Origin of the sequence: Streptomyces sp. CB01635 (assembly GCF_002803065.1) — a bacterium.
Classification (GTDB): Bacteria; Actinomycetota; Actinomycetes; order Streptomycetales; family Streptomycetaceae; genus Streptomyces.
In genome coordinates this window covers 35,222-51,393 of sequence record NZ_NNBL01000028.1, presented here as the reverse complement: position 1 = coordinate 51,393, position 16,172 = coordinate 35,222, and the positions used below count along the sequence as shown (strand labels likewise).

The window sequence follows — 16,172 nt, the reverse complement described above, 5'->3', positions numbered from 1 at the left end:
CGGAGCTGTTGATCCCTTCCGGGCGCGAGCCCAGATCCCACGAGGAGCCCGAACCACCGTGACCGCCACCGGACCTGCCGCCCCCGCGCACCACGCACCCGTGGATGTCGTCACGCTCGGCGAGTCCATGGTCACCTTCGTGCCGTCCGTACCCGGGCGCCTCGCCGACGTACCGTCCTTCGACCGCGGTATCGGCGGAGCCGAGTCCAACGTGGCGTGCGTGCTCGCCGCCGCCGGACACACCGTCCGCTGGGTCAGCCGCGTCGGCGCCGACGGCTTCGGCGACCACCTGGTCGACACGATCGGCGCGTACGGCGTCGACACCTCCGCCGTACGCCGCGACCCCGCCCGCCCCACCGGCATCTACTTCCGCACCGCGGGCGACCGCGCCACCGACGCCCACGAGGTCGCCTACTACCGCGCCGGATCCGCCGCCTCCGCGATGAGCAGCCAGAACATGGACCTGGCCGCGATCCGCTCCGGCCGCGTCCTGCACCTGTCCGGGATCACGCCCGCGCTCTCGCCGGGCTGCCTCGACCTCACCGCGGACCTCACCGCCCGCATCGCCGCCGGCCGGCCCCTCGTCTCCTTCGACGTCAACCACCGCCCCGGCCTGTGGCCCCGCCCCGACGACGCCCGCGTCCTGCTCGACCTGGCCCGCGGCGCCGACCTCGTCTTCGTCGGCGAGGACGAGGCCGAGGACGCCTGGGGCATCACCGGCGGCCCCGACGCCATCCGCGCCGCCCTCCCCGAACCCGCGACGCTCGTCGTCAAGCGCGGCGCCGACGGCGCGGTCGCCTACGACGAACACGGCGTACGCCACACCGAGCCCGCCCCCCGCGTGGACGTCGTCGCCGCAGTCGGCGCCGGCGACGCCTTCGCCGCCGGCTACCTCTCCGGCGCCCTGCGTGGCCTGCCCGTACCGGCCCGCCTGCGCCACGGCCACCTCATGGCCGCCGCCGCCCTCACCACCCCCGGCGACCTCGCCGCGCCCCCGAGCCGCGCCCACGCCGACCGCCTCGCCGACCTCGACGGCGCCTCCTGGGGCACACTGCACCTCGGCCCCGGCTGGACCGCCGACGGGGCCGTGGAGGAGGTACGTACGCCATGAGTCAGACAGTCGACCGAGCGCTGAGCATCCTGCCGCTGCTCGCCGAGGGCCCCGCCGACCTGGGCCAGGTCGCCGACCGGCTCGGCGTCCACAAGTCCACGGCCCTGCGCCTGCTGCGCACCCTCCACGAACACGGCCTGGTCTACCGCCAGTCCGACCAGCGCTACCGCCTCGGCGCGCGCCTGTTCGCCCTCGCCCAGGAAGCCGTCGAGAACCTCGACGTCCGCGAGATCGCCCATCCCCACCTGACCGCGCTCAACGAGAAGTGCGGCCACACGGTCCACCTCGCCGTGTACGAGGAGAACGAGGTCCTCTACATCGACAAGGTGGAGAGCCGCTACCCCGTCCGCATGTACTCGCGCATCGGGAAGCCGGTGGCCATCACGGTCGCCGCCGTCGCCAAGCTCCTCCTCGCCGACCTCCCCGAAACCGAGCGCCGCGCCATCGCCGAGAAGCTCGACTACCCCACGTACACGGCCCGTTCGACCCCGAACGCCGGCGCCTTCCTCAAGGAACTCGCCGTCGTCCGCGAACAGGGCTGGGCCACCGACCTCGGCGGCCACGAGGAGTCCATCAACTGCGTCGGAGCACCCATCCGGGGTGCGGACGGCCGAGTCGTCGCCGCCATGTCGGTCTCCGCACCGAACGTGGTCGTCACGGCCGAGGAACTCCTCACCCTGCTCCCGCTGGTCCGCCGCACGGCCGACGCGATCAGCCGGGAGTACTCCGGAGCCGTACCCGTCTCCAAAGAGGCCCCCACCAAGGCCGCCGGCAAAGAAGCCCCCACAAAGGAAGTCACTTCACGATGACCGAGAAGACCGCGCTCACCCCCGCCACGCACACGACCCCGCCCGCGAAGTTCTCGCACGGCGTCAAGAAGGGCAACATCCTTCAGGTCGCGGGCCAGGTCGGCTTCCTGCCGGCCGTGGAGGGCCAGGCCCCCACCCCCGCGGGCCCGACCCTGCGCGAGCAGACCCTCCAGACCTTCGCCAACGTCAAGGCGATCCTCGAAGAGGGCGGCGCCACCTGGGACGACGTCATGATGATGCGCGTCTACCTCACCGACGTCGACCACTTCGCCGAGATGAACGCGATCTACAACGCGTACTTCGAGGAGCAGGGCCTCAAGGCCCCGGCCTCCGCCCGCACCACCGTCTACGTCGGTCTCCCCAAGGGTCTCCTCATCGAGATCGACGCGCTCGCCGTCCTGAGCTGACGCCTCCGCAACACCCGTAACCCGTACGTCGTCACGGTGCGGCGCCCACCCCCGGGGCGCCGCACCGCGATCAACCCTGCCCTGATCCTGAAAGTTTCATGGAATTACGAGGTCCCCCCTCATGCCCCTCATACCGCTCGCCGCGACCGCCCCCGCCCCCGCGCCACCCCACACCGGTGGTCTCCTGACGATCATCGGTGGCACCGCGGGCCTGCTCACCTGCGCAGCGCTCGGCATCATCCTTCTGCTCTTCCTGATCATCAAGGTCAGGCTCCAGCCCTTCCTGGCCCTCCTGACGGTCTCCATAGCCGTCGGCCTCGCGGCCGGCCTCTCCGTCACCGAGCTGTTCGGCACCGTCCAGAAGTCCGACGCCGTCTCCCTCATCGAGTCCGGCATGGGCGGCACCCTCGGCCATGTGGCGATCATCATCGGACTCGGCACCATGCTCGGCGCGGTGCTCGAAGTCTCCGGCGGCGCCGAGGTGTTGGCGTCCCGCCTCCTGAACCTCTTCGGCGAGAAGCGCGCCCCTCTCGCCATGGGCCTCACCGGCCTCATCTTCGGTATCCCGGTCTTCTTCGACGTCGGCATCTTCGTCCTCGCGCCGATCGTCTACGCGGCCGCCAAGCGCGGCGGCAAGTCGATCGTCCTCTACGCCATGCCGCTGCTCGCCGGCCTGTCGATGACCCACGCGTTCCTGCCCCCGCACCCCGGCCCCGTCGCCGCCGCCGGACTGCTCCACGTGCAGCTCGGCTGGGTCATCCTCATGGGCATCATCTGCGGCATCCCCGCTGTGCTCGCCGCCTGGGCCTGGTCCGCGTGGATCGGCAAGCGCATCTTCGTGCCCGTCCCGCAGGACATGGTCGAGGCCGCCGACGAGGCGAAGGCCGCACTCGTCGAGGAGCAGCGCAAGGCCGGCGTGAAGCCGACCGAGAAGCCGGTCCCGCTCGGCACCGTCCTGGCGATCATCGGCACCCCGCTCGTCCTGATCCTCCTGGCCACGTTCTCCTCGATCGCCCTCGACCCCTCCACGGTCCGCTCGGTCATCGAGTTCTTCGGCCACCCCTTCGTCGCCCTGACGATCGCCCTGCTCCTGGCCTACTACCTGCTGGGCATCCGCCGCGGCTGGTCCCGCAAGTCCCTGGAGACGGTGTCCACGGCTTCCCTGAAGCCGGTCGCCAACATCCTCCTGGTGGTCGGCGCGGGCGGCATCTTCGGCGCGGTCCTCAAGGGCAGCGGCGTCGCCCAGGCCCTCTCCGACACGTTCAACGACGTGGGCCTGCCCGTCATCGTCCTCGCCTACCTGATCTCCCTGGTCCTGCGCGTCGCCCAGGGCTCGGCCACGGTCGCGATCGTCACGACGGCCGGCATCGTCCTGCCCCTCATCGAGGCGGGCCACTACTCCCAGCCCTTCACCGCCCTGGTCATCATGGCCATCTCGGCGGGCTCCATCTTCGCCTCGCACGTCAACGACGGCGGCTTCTGGATGGTCGCGAAGTACTTCGGCATCTCGGAACGCGACACGCTCAAGACGTGGACGGTTCTCGAATCGGTCCTGTCCGTCGCGGGATTCGCGGTGGCGGCGGTGATCAGCCTGTTCGTCTAGAACACGGGCTGTGCACTGACGGCTGAGGCGTCGGACCGACGGAGCAACGCTCCGCGGGCCCGACGCCTCACTGCGTGAGGCTTGCGATCCCGGAACAGTCGTAACCCCCCGAGGGTTCAGGCGCGTACACCCAGTAGAGCGCCACGAACTGCACGCACAGCAGCAACAGGGCAAGAACCGCGCACACGGTGACGGGCCAGGCACGCCCACGCCGGAACCCGTGCGCCACCAGCACGGCGGCACTGCAGAGGGGCCCAGCCCAAGCCGTGACATACATCCGCGTCGAAGGCCCCAGATACCGGCAGTGCTGGAACGTGTCCCCGTCGAAGGACACATGGGCGGCCAACAGGGCGGCCGACAGGACGGTCAGCAGGACAGCGCCGGCAAGAAGGCCATGGCGACGGCGGGACGTTGTGGTGAGGCTCATCGTTTCCATCACCACCAGCCAACTATCCATGTGTTCCACGCGCTTCGCTCGGGCACTTTCGGCGCCGAACTCACCGGCACACGGGTGACGGCGCGCAGTGACGTCGACGTTCCGCAGGGCTGAGGCTCCCGTCCCACAGGCTCGTCCGCCATACTTCGCTCCGTGGAGCAGAGCATAGACACTCAGAAGGTCACGCCCGTAGACGCCGCCGGCGCCGACCCGGCCTCCGTCCCCGGCCTCATGCCCCCGCGCCAGGCCTCGGAGGAGAACGGTCTCTCGCTGGGCAAGGCGGAACCGACGGAACCGACGGAACCGGCGGAACCGTCGGACGAGCCGGACACGGAGCCGGAGTCGGAGTCTGTCTCCGAGACCGAGGACGAGCCCGCCGCGGACCTGACCGACGCCCCGACCGATCCCCCCTCCGCTGACACGGCCGGCCCGGACTTCACCGCCTCCGACCGCCGCGGCTCGATCACCGCGGACGCGACGGGCGTACGCCTCCAACTCGATGACCAGGAGGCAGAGTTCCGCTGGGACGAGATCGGCGCGGTCGAGGTGGGCACGTCCCGGCGCCGCCTCACCGTCACGGTCCACACCCCGGACAGCCGCTGGTACCCGAACGACGTGGAGGCCCCGAACAAGGCGCGCGCCCAGGAGTGGGCGGACGAGCTCGACAAGGTCCTGGACGCGTACTTCGAGGACTGATCGGCACCAGTTCCCGCAAGCCTCCTTGCCCGCTGCCCCGCTTTACGCTTTCTTGACGGTATGGCGGACACCACGGGCACCACAGGAACGGGAACCGGCACCGCTCACCTCAACTCACAGCCCCGCAAATCGAGTTGGAAGTACATCGGCCCCGGCATCGTCGTCGCCGCGACGGGCGTCGGCGCCGGCGACCTGGTCGCCACGCTGATCGCGGGCAGCAACTTCGGCTACACCCTGCTGTGGGCGGCGGTGATCGGCTGCCTGGTCAAGATCAGCCTGGCGGAGGCGGCGGGCCGCTGGCACCTGTCGACGGGCCGCACCCTGTTCGACGGCTGGGCGAGCCTGGGCCGCTGGACGACGTACTTCTTCGTCGTCTACGTCGTCGTCTGGGGCTTCGTCTACGGCGCGGCGGCGATGTCGTCGAGCGCGCTGCCGCTCCAGGCCCTGTTCCCGGACGTGTTCCCGGCCGACTGGTCGATCAAGCCGTGGGCGATCATCTGCGGCCTGATCGGCCTCGTCTTCGTCTGGTTCAACAAGTACGCGGTCTTCGAAAAGGTCATGACGGTCCTCGTGGGCGTCATGTTCGTCGTCACGGTCTACCTGGCGATCCGGGTGACCCCGCACCTCGGCGACGCGTTCGCGGGCCTGCTCCCCGTACTCCCCGACGAGAAGGACTCGATCCTCAACACGCTCGGCCTGATCGGCGGTGTCGGCGGCACCATCACCCTGGCCGCGTACGGCTATTGGGTCAACGCGAAGGGCTGGACGAACGCGCGCTGGATGAAGGTCATGCGCCTGGACAACCGGGTCGCGTACATCACGACGGGCATCTTCGTCGTGGCGATGCTGTTCGTCGGCGCTGAACTCCTCCACGCCTCGCACACGTCGATCGCGTCGGGCGACAAGGGCCTGATCGACCTGACGGCGATCCTCCAGGCCCAGTACGGCACGGCAACGGCCAAGCTCTTCCTGATCGGCTTCTTCGCGACGTCCTTCACGTCCCTGATCGGGGTGTGGCACGGGGTGAGCCTGATGTTCGCGGACTTCGTGGAGCGCTACCGCCGGACGCGTGCCCGCGCGGACCGGGTGTCGGTGACGGGCGAGGACGTGGCAACGGGCCAACGAGAGAAGGGCTGGCCATTCCGCGCCTACCTCCTCTGGCTCACGTTCCCCCCGATCGTCCTCCTCTTCCAGGGCCAGCCGTTCCGCCTGATCATCCTGTACGGGGTCCTGGGCGCGGCCTTCATGCCTTTCCTGTCCCTGACCTTGATCTGGCTCCTCAACTCGTCCCGCACGCCCCGCGAATGGCGCAACAGCTGGCTGAGCAACGGGATGCTGGCGGTGGCGGGCCTGCTGTTCATCGTCCTGTGCGCGCAACAGATCTGGGACCAGCCGTGGTCGGAGTTCTTCTGACGAGCGGTCGCTAGGCTCCCGCGTCATGCCGAACATACGTGCATCGCGGCGTGACGCCGACCGGTTGTGGGGGGTCTTCGGGGTTGCCCTCGGGGCCACGTTCGTCGTGTGGATGGTGTCCTGGCTCGTCACCGGGATCTCCGAGCAGGACGAGCGGTGCGCCCAGGGAATCGTCGGCCCGGGTGGCCGCTTCCGCCTGGAGGAGAGCAGCTTCCCGCCCAACGTGAGCTGCGTGTACGAGGACGGCACGACCCTCTCCAGCGCGGGCACGCTCGTCTGGATCTTCTGGGCGGCGGTCGTGGTCCTGACCGTGTCGGGCCTGGGCGCGCTCGCCCTGGAACTCACCGGTGTCCGCGGAGCGAAGGCGGCGTCCCGCCTGAGCAGGCTGGCGATCACCGGGGCCGCCGCACTGGCCGCCGTCTACGCCCTCGCGTTCTTCACCACGGGCTCCCCGAAGAGCGACCCCCTCCAGACCTGCTCGGCCTTCACCACGGGCATCTACGAACGGGCACAGTCGGTCCACCGCACGCCCTTCCCCGCGCAGACGACGTGCGTCTACGCGGACGGCAAGACGTACGACCTGGTCCCGGGCTGGATGGGGACACTGGAATGGATGCTGCTGGCGGCGACGGTCGCGTGTGCGGCGGGGGCGGTACGGGCGGGCCGCTCCGCGGATGCGGGCGCGGACGCCACCCCGCGAGTGACGGAGCCGGATCAGAGCAGGTGATCCGCCTTGCCGGCCTTGATGTCCAGGATCATCGCGCGGAGCGCCTCGCGGGAGTCGGTGAGATACGTTTCTTCGCCCCCGGCGACGGTGATGTAGGCGTTGCCGTCGGGGTCGGTGCCTAGGCGGAAGCAGTTGGCGCCCTCGCCACAGAAGGGGTCTTCCCAGGTGATCGTCGGCACGGTGACTTCTCCTAGACGAGGTCGTCGGCGAGCGTTCGGATGAGATCACGGGACGCCTCGGGCGGCAAGGCCACCACCTCCAGCGCGCGGAACTGAGCACGGTACTTGTGCAACTGCATCGCGGAGTCGATGAATTCCGGCCCGTGGGTGGCATCGAGTTCCACGGTGTCGAGATCGGCCACCGGCCCCTCGGCGTATACGACCGACTGCCCCGCTCCGGGGAAGCCGCCGGCCTTGAACGGCACCACCCGTACGGATACTTCGGGGCGTTCGCCCACGCTCAGGATGTGCTCCAGCTGAAGCCTGGTGACGCCGGGGCCTCCGAACTGCACACGGAGTGCTGCCTCGTGCATGGTGAGTTCGAGCCGGGGCGGATCGGCTCTGTCCAGGACTTGCTGGCGCTCCATTCGGTGAGCAACCCGTACGTCGATGTCGTGCTCGGGCAAGGGTGGAATGACGTGCTCGAAGACGGCCCGCGCGTGCTCCTAGGTCTGGATCAGCCCCGGCAGGTGAACGGTGAGGGCGATGCGGAGCTTGCGTGCCACTCCAGCTCCGCGATATCCAGGAAACTAGCGGGGAGTTGGGGCCGGTAAGCCTCCCACCACCCTTTGACCCGCTCGCCGGCCATGTCCGCGAGTCCCCGGTCCGCGCAGCCGTAGTTGGCCGCGAGTGTGCGGACGCGCTCCGGGCTGATGCCTGACCGACCGGACTCCATGTTGGGCACGTTGGTGCGGGGGACGCCGAGAAGGCCGGCGGCGAACTCGGTCGTCATCCCGGCGGCGGTCCGCATTCCCGGCCTGCGAGGCCCGGCGCCGGGCGGCGTTGCGCCTGCTGGCCTGCGTCACCCGCACTTGTGGGGGCGACTGGGGATTCGGCCCGGCACGTGAACCGGGCGGTGGTACGCGTATGTGGGCGACGCTCCCGCGTACTGGTACGGCGCCGGCGTACGGCGGGCCGGGTGTGGTCAGTCCGCGGTGAACATCTGGGCGGCGTGCCAGGAGAGGACTCCCTGTACGCCATGGGTGGTGATGGTCAGGTCCATGCGCCCGTCCCACCGGCGCTCGCCCATGCGGCTTCCCTCAAGATGATTCAGGCTGACGGTCTCGATCTTCTTGGTGGGCGTGCAGTACATGTCCCGGCGCAGAGCCTTCGCACCGACGGCGTGGACGGTGAATTTGCCCGAACCGGCGCAGGCGAAGGTCAGTGAATACGTACGGCCCTCGAGCATCGTGGCTTTCTCGGGGGACTGGTCGAGATCGCGGATACGGATGGTGGCGTGGCCGCCCTTGCGCAGGCCGAGCTGGTGAGCGCCGGAGACTCCGTTGCCGTTGCGCTGGTTGAAGGTGGCGGTCCCGCCCTCACGCGCGACGGCGGCATGGGCCTCCGCGGCCCACAGCTTGAAGGCGGCCGGCGACGCGGCTCGGGCCTCCCGAGCGCCGCTCGGCCCAAGAACACCCCACAGCCCGGCCCCGACGGCAACGGCACCCAACACGACCCCGCCGACAACCTTCTTCACAATCAACCCCCACCCTCACACGCCTGCACGGCGCGCGGGCGTAACGCGATTCTGCCGGAACACCCGAATCACCCGCCCCACCAGGCGCTACGAGGTGAGGTCAGCGAGTGAACTGCTGCGGCACAACGACCCGGAACTCCCGAAACCCCTTGCCCTGTACGACGGACGAGGCCTTCGGCCGGGGGCTGATTCTGGTGCAGGCCCCGGCAGCGGACTGGGGCCGCTACCCGGTCACGGACCGGAAGGTGGTCTGGTTGGAACTGCCCACGGCCCGCGATGGCTGACTGCTGCGAACATTGGCAGATTCGGGCAGCCCCACAGGCCTCCGACCAGGCGTTCAAGGCGCTTCCACGCGCCCAAATCTGCCAATCCCGCGGAGCAGACGGCCGTGGTCAACTCCTGTCCACCCTCTGCCTTGGTCAGCACTTCGCAGGCGAGCTTGTCGTCGTCGGAGCTTTGTTCGGACACGTCACGCCGGGGGACGGCGACGGTCATCGAGTCGTTCTTCTCCATGCCGTCGAGCAGCCCCATCTTGGGGAAGAACGGGTTCTGCCGGTCCGAGTACGAACCGGTGTACATCAACTGCCCGGAACCGGATGCCGTGCCGTACATGCCAGCCTTGCTCTCGAGGGAACGAGCGTAGGAGTCGCCACCGTTCGCCGAGTTGTCGAAGCGGTCACTGAGATCCTGCCGGAGCCGGAAGGTTCCGCCGTCGATCGTCTTGGGCAGGGTGAGCCGGATTGCTGGGCGGATGGATCGCCCGCCGCACGATTGCCTGCCTGCACGGCGTGGATGCCGCCGTACAGGACGACCGCGCCGACAAGGCAGCCGGCGACGATGGCGATCGTCCTTCCGGTGTGCTTCTTCGGCGGTGGCGGTCCCCAAGCACCGGTCCGCCATAGGGTCCTTGCGGATAACCAGCCTGCGGCGGGAACCCCTGCGGCGGCGCTCCGTGGGCGGGCCACTGCGTTCCGGGCTGCGGATACGCCGACACGGGCGGAGCACCGAATCCGGACGGGGGAGGCTGGTGAGGCGTGGTCATACGAGGCCTGTTCGGTCGGGGGTGGCGCTATCACTGTACGGAGATCGCCTGGGATGGAGGGCGAGCGGTTCAGTGGTCCTGGCCGGGGATTCCGGGAAGCGGCCCAAATCTGGAGGGGCTGCGTGGGCTTCCTTCGTCTTCATGCCACTCGCAGTGAGTTGCGTAAACGTAATGCATTCCTTCATTCAGGATGAAAACGCGCCCTCGATTGAGTGGAGGGAGGCTGGGGATCAGCGTTGTTGCCTCCTCGAATGAGGCCTCACTGATAGTTAGACGGTCCAAATCCGGTGCGATATGCATCATCTCGACGTTGGAAAATAGAACGTCGACTCTGGTGCTGAATCCCTCGACGTTGACGCTCCGCAGGAGTAGTTGTGAGTAGCTCACTGTGTAATGCCAAACGCGAAAGGGGCGCTGCCAATCAGCGACACGCGGCAATGTGGTTCAACCTCCGAGGCTGACGGGGTGGGGGACGGGGACCTCTATGCCCTTATGGTAGAAGGTAATGCTGTCCCATGGGCGATTCCCCCACTTTACGGCGTCTCCTACGATTGCCATCTCCCGTTCCGTCGTATACCAGTTATCGCCCTTTCCTCTGCTGTATGCCGCTTCGAACAATTCTGCCGCGTTGTCAGTCATCTGCTCTTTGAGTCCCCTGAACCCGTCCATGACGACATGCAGTCGCACATGTGGTTGTTCGTGCGCGACATCACGGACCCGCGAGAGTGCCCCTTCGCGCGTGTCATCAAGGAAGTGAGTGAATTTGCGCGATTCTGCAAAATTTCGCAGGTCCCCTTCTTTTCTGATTCCGAGGGCAACGTTATTCGGGCATGCGTCTGGTGCCAGGCCGAGAGGGTCAACCCATGTGTGCGGGTTCTCTACATATGTAACGTTGTTGGGGTTGGGTTCGAGGCCGAGCGGGTCGGGGCCGAGATACCGAGCAGTCTCCGGGTCGTAATGACGGAAGTAGTTGTAATGCAGCCCCGTCTCCGGGTCGAAGTACTGGCCCGGGAAGCGGAGGGGCGTGTACGTCGTGCTGTCGGATGACCAGGCCGTCGTGCCCCACAACGTGCTTCGCGTGTGCCATGCGATCTCGCCCTGTTCGTCCACGAGTTCGTTCGGCGTGCCGACCAAGTCGGTGACGATCGCGAAGAAGCGGGAGTCGATTTCCGACTGGGGGGCGTCCGCGCCCGCCGCGCTGATGCGTTCGGTCTGGGCGATGGGGCGCAGGCCCTGGTGGTCCCAGGTGAGCGTGACCGGGTTCGGCAACTCCGCAGACGTCGTCGTCTGTTCGCAGAGCGTCGTGCCGTCCCAGGTGAAGTCCACCCGTTCGACGACCGTCTCGCCGTCGGCAGCCAGGCGGAGTTTCGCCGTGCGGCGGCCCAGCGGGTCGTATGTGTAGCGCCAGCACGTGCCGTCGGGAGTGACGGTCGTGGTGAGGCGGTCCTCCGCATCCCATTCGTAGCGCCATGTGTCCGGCTTGCGGGACAGGCGGGCCTTCTGGCGGAGCGTGACGCGGCCGAGCGCGTCGTGTTCGTAGCGGACCCTGCCGGCGCGGGTGATGCGAGTGCCGGTGTAGGTGCGTGGGCCTGTCGCTTCGTGACCGGGGTGGTCGCCCGGCCACGAAGCCGCCGTCTGATTGCCGGCCTCGTCGTAGGCGTACGCCTCCGTCCAGTTCGCCGCGTGCACCGCCGTGACCCGGCCCGCCTCGTTCACGTCGAAGCGGCGGGAGCCGGCGAGCTGGTCGTCGATGCCGATCAGATTTCCGTCGGCCCGGTAGGTGTAGCTGCGGGACTGGATGCGGCGGTGGCCGGTGGTGTCGGAGGCTGTGACCGACTGGGTGGTGAGGCGGCCCAGTTCGTCGAAGGCGTTCTCGACCGTGAGGGAATCACCTATGTGGCGCGCGAGTTCGCGTCCCGCCTGGTCGTACGCGAAGTCGATGGTGCGGCCCGACATCGTCATCTGGCTGCGGTTGCCGACCGCGTCGTACGTCCATGAGCTCGTTGCGCCCGTGGGCGTCGTGCGGCCGGTGCGGCGACCCAGCTCGTCGTACGCGTACGTGAGTACGCGGCCGTTGACCGTCTCCGATCTGAGCCGGCCATGACGGTCCCGGAGAAGCGTGAGCGTCGCGTCCGGGTCGGTGGCCTGTGCGAGCTGGTCCGTCAGGTCGTACGCGTACGTCGTGACCCGGCCGGCCGCATCCTTGCGCGTTGTCCGGCCCAGTTCGTTTCGCTCGAAGGTGATTCTCTCGCCGAGGGCATTTGTGCGGGAGGTGAGGCGGCCCGCCGTGTCATGTGCGTACGTGAGGATCCGGTCGTCGAAGTCCGTCTCCGATATGAGACGTCCGGCCGGGTCGTACGTGTAACCCCACGTCAGGCCCTGAGGGTTGGTGACCTGAGTGAGGCGAAGTTCGTGGTCGTGGGCGAATTCGTACCGCACGCCGTCCGGACCCGTCCGCGCCGTGAGCAGGTCGAAGTGCGTGTACTCGTACGACGAGAGCCCACCCATCGCGTCCGTGTGCGTCGTGCAGTTGCCCTCGCCGTCGTAGGTCCACGATTCGCTCGTGCCGTCAGGAGCCGTCTGGCGGGAGAGCCTGCCCTCTCCCGTCCACTCCAGGCGGGTCGTCACGCCGAGCGGGTCGGTGATGGAGACGGGTCTGCCGAAGGCGTCCCGTTCGTACCGTGTCATCGCACCCAGTGGGTCCGTGATCGAGACGGGGAGTCCGGCTCCGTCGCAGCGGACCGTCGTGAGGTGCCCGAGCGGGTCGGTGACCGCCGTGAGACGGCCCGCTTCGTCGTAGGTGAAACGCGTCGCCTGCCCCGTAGGGCCGGTCACCGACGTGCGGTTGCCGCACTCGTCGTACGTCTGGCGGTGAACCGTACCGTCGGGACCGGTCACCTTGATCGGCAGCCCGTGATCGTCGTACTCGGCCTTGATCTCGCGGCCGTCCGGCCTGACGGCCAGGATCAGGTTCCCCGCCTCGTCGTAGCGGAACGACGTCGTATGGCCGAGCGGGTCCGTCTGCGACAGCAGGCGGTTGTACCGGTCGCGCTCATAGCGGGTGGTCGCGCCGAGCGGATCCGTCTCGGCGATCACCTGCCAGGCGTCGTTGATCAGGAACCGGCGGGTGTGGCCCTCGCCGGTCGTCGTGGTGGTCAGCCGCAGGCCCGTTTCCGGGTCCGGCCCGGCGTACGCGAGCCGCAGGCTCATATGGCCCTCGGATCCGCCCTCGGCCACGCATCGGTCCTGGTCGTCGTACTCGTACGTGTACGACCGGTCGTTCGTGTCCGTCCAGGAAGTGACCCGGCCCTCGTCGTCGTACGTGAAACGCAGGGGCAGGCCGGAGGAGTTGGTGACCTCGGTCAGGTGGCCGTTCTCGCAGTAGCCGTAGCGGATCAGTTCCTCGTCCGAACCGTCCGCCCCTGCCCCTGCCAGGTGCAGCGATGTGACCCGGCCGCCCTCGGCCGTCACCTTCAGCTGGTAGCCGCCGCTGTGGACGATCCCGAGGGGCGTTCCTTCGGCGTCGTACTCGAAGGTCAGCCAGTTGCCGTTGCGGTCGTCGATCTGTTCCAGGACAGCCAGATCGGTGCCGCGGTCGGCGAAGTGCCAGACACGTCCCGTCACTGGGTCGGTGATCGTGTATCCGTCGTCCACGCGGTCCAGCGGATGGCGCGGGCCGTGAGTGGGCAGCGTGGGCAGGCCCGGTGCCGGGTGTGGGTAGGGGAGGAGCAGACCGTCGGCGGTGACGAAGACGACGCCCTCCGAGTCGATCTCCAGGCGCTGGTCGACCGTCGATGACCATGAGGGGCCGAACCAGCGGCCCAGGTGGTAGCCGGACTCCACGCGCCGGGTGAAGACGAGCGGCAGGGTGCCCGGCAGCGCGACATCGGTCTGGGGCAGGAACATCTTCCCGGTCGCGAGATCGACGGGGTCGGTGCCCTTATGCTCCACCGACTTCAGTTCGCGGGAATGCTCCGCGGGGTCCTCATCCAGCGTACGCCGTGCCGAACGCCGCGCCCCCGCCTCAGCGGCCTCCTTCATCCCGTGCTCGACCCCGGCCCGGAGCCCGCTCTTGGCGAGCCCGAGCCCCTTGCTGCCGAACACTTCCGGCAACATGCGGCCAAAGAACTCGGAAGGGTCTTTCTTGAGGCTCTGATACGCGTCCTTCGCCGCACGGTCGGGATGTGTGGCGGTGGACGCCAGACCGGCCAGGGTCAGGTTGATGTTCTGCTTGTACGCGGCCGGGTGCGTGATGTTGTACGGGTCCTCCGGGTTGAGGCCGCGGGCGAAATTGAGCAGGCCCGCAGTCCCCTTGAACACGCCGCCCACGACGTGGGTGAGCTCCGTACCGGTGGACTGGACGCCGTCCGTGACTTCGGACTTGAGGCGATCGAGCGGAGGAGGCTCGGCCGGTGCGTGGGCCAGGGCGGCCTTGATCGCGCGCGTCGCGGTCGCACCCGCCTCGTTGCGCTGGCGACGCGCTTCTCCGAGCTTCTCCCGCGCGTGCTTGACGTCGGCCGCGCCGGGGTCCTTGAACGGCTCAGGGCGCGGGCCGGGATCCTGGTCGGCCTTCAGCGCACTGTTGTAGGCGTCGACCCGCTTGTTGTACGCCTCCACCGCTTTGTCGGAGGCGCCCTTGCCTTTCTTGTACAGGTCGATGGCATCCTGCGCCTGGCCCTGGGCCCACTTGACCGTGTCCGCGTAGCTGTCCAGAGCCTTGCCTGCCTTGTCGCAGGCGTCCGCTGCGTGCAGCCACTTGGAGGGGTGCATGGCGAACTTCTTGCGGAAGGCGTCGGCCGCCCTGCCCTTCCAATGAGAGGAGTCCAGGGTGCGCATCCCCCCGCTGACCTTGTCGAAGGCCTTGTGGAAGTCCTTCAGATGGCTCGCACTCGCGCGGATGTCTCCGGGGTCGCCGTGGACGAGCTCGTCGGCCTGCTGGGCCTCGCCTAGCTGCTGTTCGTCGACCGCGGCGCCCAGATCGGAGGCGACGGAGTCGCCGAGATCCTCGACCTTGTCGGCGGCCCAGTCGGCGCCCACGTACTCGAGGCCGTCCCCGAGCTTGTGGGCACCCCACTCGACACCTTCACCGAGGGCCTTCTTGCCGTTGTCCCAGCCGTCTTCCAGGGCGCCCAGGCCCTTGTCGGCCCAGTCACCGATTCCCATCAGCCGGCGCCCCCGCCCTGCTTGGCGGCTGCTTCGGCGCGTTCCTCCGCGGAGGGCCCGAACTTGCTGTCGAGCCAGGCCTCGTACTCCTCAGGACTCATCCCGCTGGCCTGCTGAGGGCTCCACCCGGTCACGTTCGAGGTGGCCGCGTCGCGGGCAGCGTCCTTCCAGCCCTGCCTGATGATCGCGTCGGCCTCGTCGGAGGACTTCTTGCTGTAGTCGGGGTCGGCAAGCGCGTTGTGCTTGACCAGGTCGCCGTAGCTCATCTTCGAGACGTCTTCCTCGCTGGCGTACGGGTTGCCGATCACGGAGTTCACGCCGACCTTCAGCGCACCGTCGACGTACTGGTCCGTCTCGTGGAGCGTTCCGGCCGCGAGACCGACGCCCTCGGCGAAGTCGTTGCCCTCGTTGACGAGGGTGCGCACGCCCCACTCCCAGCGCTCGCAGAAGGACTCGAAGGCCGAGGTGAGATCGCTGTGTCCCAGCTTCATGCCGGACAGCGAGATCCCGTCGAATCCGCGCCCGGCACCCGCGGTGCCGATCGCGCCGGTCTCCTTCAGCTCGGCCAGCACGAGCGTTATGCCCTCGACGATCTTGCCAAGACCGCCGGCCTGGAGATCCTTCGCGTCCTCACTCATTGCTCGTTGCCCTCCCCGTACGCTCCCGCGTCCACCGCCACCGCGTCCGGTACGACCCCGGAGATAGGCGGCAGCAGCAGCTCATCGCCGGGGCTCGCGACGTCCACGGCCATTCCGCAGGGCACGCGGAGAGCCGGCGCCACGGCGTCCAGCAGCCGCGCGCCCAGAACCCGCTCGTACGCCCACTCCTGGTCGGCGGCACCCCTCGCAGCCGCGAACCGTGCCAAGGCCGCCTCGTCCGAGAAGGTGTAGAGCCAACGGACGCCGCCGAAGTCTCCGGCGAGAGGCAATCCGTCGTCGCTGAGTGGCAGCAGGACGGCTGTGCGCCGGAACTCGCCCAGGAGTGCGGTGAATTCGCGCCGAATGCCGACGGCGGTCGTGGCCTGCGTAGTGGTGGCGGAATTCGTCGGAGATTCAACCAATTCTGCGTAA

Annotated in this window: 16 protein-coding genes and 1 pseudogene; 8 read left to right on the top strand and 9 right to left on the bottom strand. The window is 68.5% G+C overall.

The features are described 5' to 3' along the window. Positions 1-58: 58 nt before the first annotated feature. The 4 genes from CG723_RS38580 to CG723_RS38565 all read left to right on the top strand — a co-directional run bounded on the left by CG723_RS38580 (position 59) and on the right by CG723_RS38565 (position 3,930). Positions 59-1,111 carry a sugar kinase gene (locus CG723_RS38580; RefSeq protein ID WP_267893759.1) on the top strand — a complete coding sequence of 351 codons (1,053 nt, stop codon included), beginning with the start codon at positions 59-61 and terminating at the stop codon, positions 1,109-1,111. After that, entirely contained in the window at positions 1,108-1,920 is an 813-nt protein-coding gene (locus CG723_RS38575) for an IclR family transcriptional regulator (protein WP_100598215.1), read from the top strand. Before CG723_RS38580 ends, CG723_RS38575 begins: the two co-directional genes overlap by 4 nt. Further along, positions 1,917-2,327, top strand: coding sequence for a RidA family protein (locus tag CG723_RS38570; protein ID WP_100598214.1), 411 nt, complete (start codon positions 1,917-1,919; stop codon positions 2,325-2,327). The genes CG723_RS38575 and CG723_RS38570 overlap by 4 nt, the downstream gene beginning before the upstream one ends. Before the next feature lie 121 nt (positions 2,328-2,448). Beyond that, entirely contained in the window at positions 2,449-3,930 is a 1,482-nt protein-coding gene (locus CG723_RS38565; RefSeq protein WP_100598213.1) for a GntP family permease, read from the top strand. 67 nt (positions 3,931-3,997) lie between these two features. Here CG723_RS38565 and CG723_RS38560 read toward each other — a convergent pair whose 3' ends face one another. Further along, the gene (locus tag CG723_RS38560) at positions 3,998-4,357 is read right to left on the bottom strand and encodes a hypothetical protein (RefSeq protein ID WP_159032630.1); all 360 of its coding nucleotides are present in this window, start codon (positions 4,355-4,357) and stop codon (positions 3,998-4,000) included. Between the two features lie 162 nt (positions 4,358-4,519). Here CG723_RS38560 and CG723_RS38555 point away from each other — a divergent pair, with 162 nt between their 5' ends. From CG723_RS38555 to CG723_RS38545, 3 genes are read left to right on the top strand one after another with little or no spacing between them, the layout of a single operon-like run. Then, entirely contained in the window at positions 4,520-5,062 is a 543-nt protein-coding gene (locus CG723_RS38555; RefSeq protein ID WP_234374728.1) for a hypothetical protein, read from the top strand. Between the two features lie 60 nt (positions 5,063-5,122). Further along, the gene (locus CG723_RS38550; protein ID WP_100598210.1) at positions 5,123-6,475 is read left to right on the top strand and encodes an Nramp family divalent metal transporter; all 1,353 of its coding nucleotides are present in this window, start codon (positions 5,123-5,125) and stop codon (positions 6,473-6,475) included. A 25-nt stretch (positions 6,476-6,500) separates the two neighbouring features. Next, entirely contained in the window at positions 6,501-7,202 is a 702-nt protein-coding gene (locus CG723_RS38545) for a hypothetical protein (protein WP_100598209.1), read from the top strand. Here the strand turns inward: CG723_RS38545 and CG723_RS38540 are convergent. From CG723_RS38540 to CG723_RS49045, 3 genes are read right to left on the bottom strand one after another with little or no spacing between them, the layout of a single operon-like run. After that, complete coding sequence (locus CG723_RS38540) at positions 7,190-7,381, bottom strand: hypothetical protein (protein ID WP_100598208.1); 192 nt, start codon at positions 7,379-7,381, stop codon at positions 7,190-7,192. The genes CG723_RS38545 and CG723_RS38540 overlap by 13 nt on opposite strands. A gap of 11 nt (positions 7,382-7,392) precedes the next feature. Beyond that, on the bottom strand, positions 7,393-7,827 hold the full coding sequence (locus CG723_RS49050; protein WP_324906745.1) for a DUF5753 domain-containing protein: 435 nt from the start codon (positions 7,825-7,827) through the stop codon (positions 7,393-7,395). Positions 7,828-7,877: 50 nt separating this feature from the next. Further along, entirely contained in the window at positions 7,878-8,153 is a 276-nt protein-coding gene (locus CG723_RS49045; protein ID WP_324906743.1) for a helix-turn-helix domain-containing protein, read from the bottom strand. Positions 8,154-8,176: 23 nt separating this feature from the next. Here CG723_RS49045 and CG723_RS48220 point away from each other — a divergent pair. Continuing rightward, positions 8,177-8,359, top strand: a pseudogene (locus CG723_RS48220) (ATP-binding protein); the annotation flags it as partial. On the opposite strand, the gene CG723_RS38525 reads toward CG723_RS48220, so the two are convergent. The 5 genes from CG723_RS38525 to CG723_RS38505 form a co-directional block, all read right to left on the bottom strand. Next, a complete protein-coding gene (locus tag CG723_RS38525; RefSeq protein WP_100598207.1) occupies positions 8,346-8,897 on the bottom strand; it encodes a hypothetical protein in 552 nt (183 codons plus the stop codon). The pseudogene CG723_RS48220 and the gene CG723_RS38525 overlap by 14 nt on opposite strands. 231 nt (positions 8,898-9,128) lie before the next feature. After that, positions 9,129-9,782 carry a hypothetical protein gene (locus CG723_RS46570; RefSeq protein WP_159032629.1) on the bottom strand — a complete coding sequence of 218 codons (654 nt, stop codon included), beginning with the start codon at positions 9,780-9,782 and terminating at the stop codon, positions 9,129-9,131. A 601-nt stretch (positions 9,783-10,383) separates the two neighbouring features. Continuing rightward, positions 10,384-15,102 carry a putative T7SS-secreted protein gene (locus CG723_RS38515; protein WP_100598205.1) on the bottom strand — a complete coding sequence of 1,573 codons (4,719 nt, stop codon included), beginning with the start codon at positions 15,100-15,102 and terminating at the stop codon, positions 10,384-10,386. Next, on the bottom strand, positions 15,102-15,740 hold the full coding sequence (locus tag CG723_RS38510; RefSeq protein ID WP_100598204.1) for a hypothetical protein: 639 nt from the start codon (positions 15,738-15,740) through the stop codon (positions 15,102-15,104). Before CG723_RS38510 ends, CG723_RS38515 begins: the two co-directional genes overlap by 1 nt. Continuing rightward, positions 15,737-16,162: a hypothetical protein gene (locus CG723_RS38505; RefSeq protein ID WP_324906736.1), complete on the bottom strand. Its 426-nt coding sequence runs from the start codon at positions 16,160-16,162 to the stop codon at positions 15,737-15,739. The genes CG723_RS38510 and CG723_RS38505 overlap by 4 nt, the downstream gene beginning before the upstream one ends. Positions 16,163-16,172: the final 10 nt, after the last annotated feature.

What these genes read in the sequence shown, in the direction of transcription:
- CG723_RS38510 (WP_100598204.1), bottom strand. Translation starts at nt 15,740, where the DNA reads ATGAGTGAGGACGCGAAGGATCTCCAGGCCGGCGGTCTTGGCAAGATC.
- CG723_RS38545 (WP_100598209.1), top strand. Translation starts at nt 6,501, where the DNA reads ATGCCGAACATACGTGCATCGCGGCGTGACGCCGACCGGTTGTGGGGG.
- CG723_RS38575 (WP_100598215.1), top strand. Translation starts at nt 1,108, where the DNA reads ATGAGTCAGACAGTCGACCGAGCGCTGAGCATCCTGCCGCTGCTCGCC.
- CG723_RS38565 (WP_100598213.1), top strand. Translation starts at nt 2,449, where the DNA reads ATGCCCCTCATACCGCTCGCCGCGACCGCCCCCGCCCCCGCGCCACCC.
- CG723_RS38560 (WP_159032630.1), bottom strand. Translation starts at nt 4,357, where the DNA reads ATGAGCCTCACCACAACGTCCCGCCGTCGCCATGGCCTTCTTGCCGGC.
- CG723_RS38550 (WP_100598210.1), top strand. Translation starts at nt 5,123, where the DNA reads ATGGCGGACACCACGGGCACCACAGGAACGGGAACCGGCACCGCTCAC.
- CG723_RS38515 (WP_100598205.1), bottom strand. Translation starts at nt 15,102, where the DNA reads ATGGGAATCGGTGACTGGGCCGACAAGGGCCTGGGCGCCCTGGAAGAC.
- CG723_RS49045 (WP_324906743.1), bottom strand. Translation starts at nt 8,153, where the DNA reads ATGACGACCGAGTTCGCCGCCGGCCTTCTCGGCGTCCCCCGCACCAAC.
- CG723_RS38570 (WP_100598214.1), top strand. Translation starts at nt 1,917, where the DNA reads ATGACCGAGAAGACCGCGCTCACCCCCGCCACGCACACGACCCCGCCC.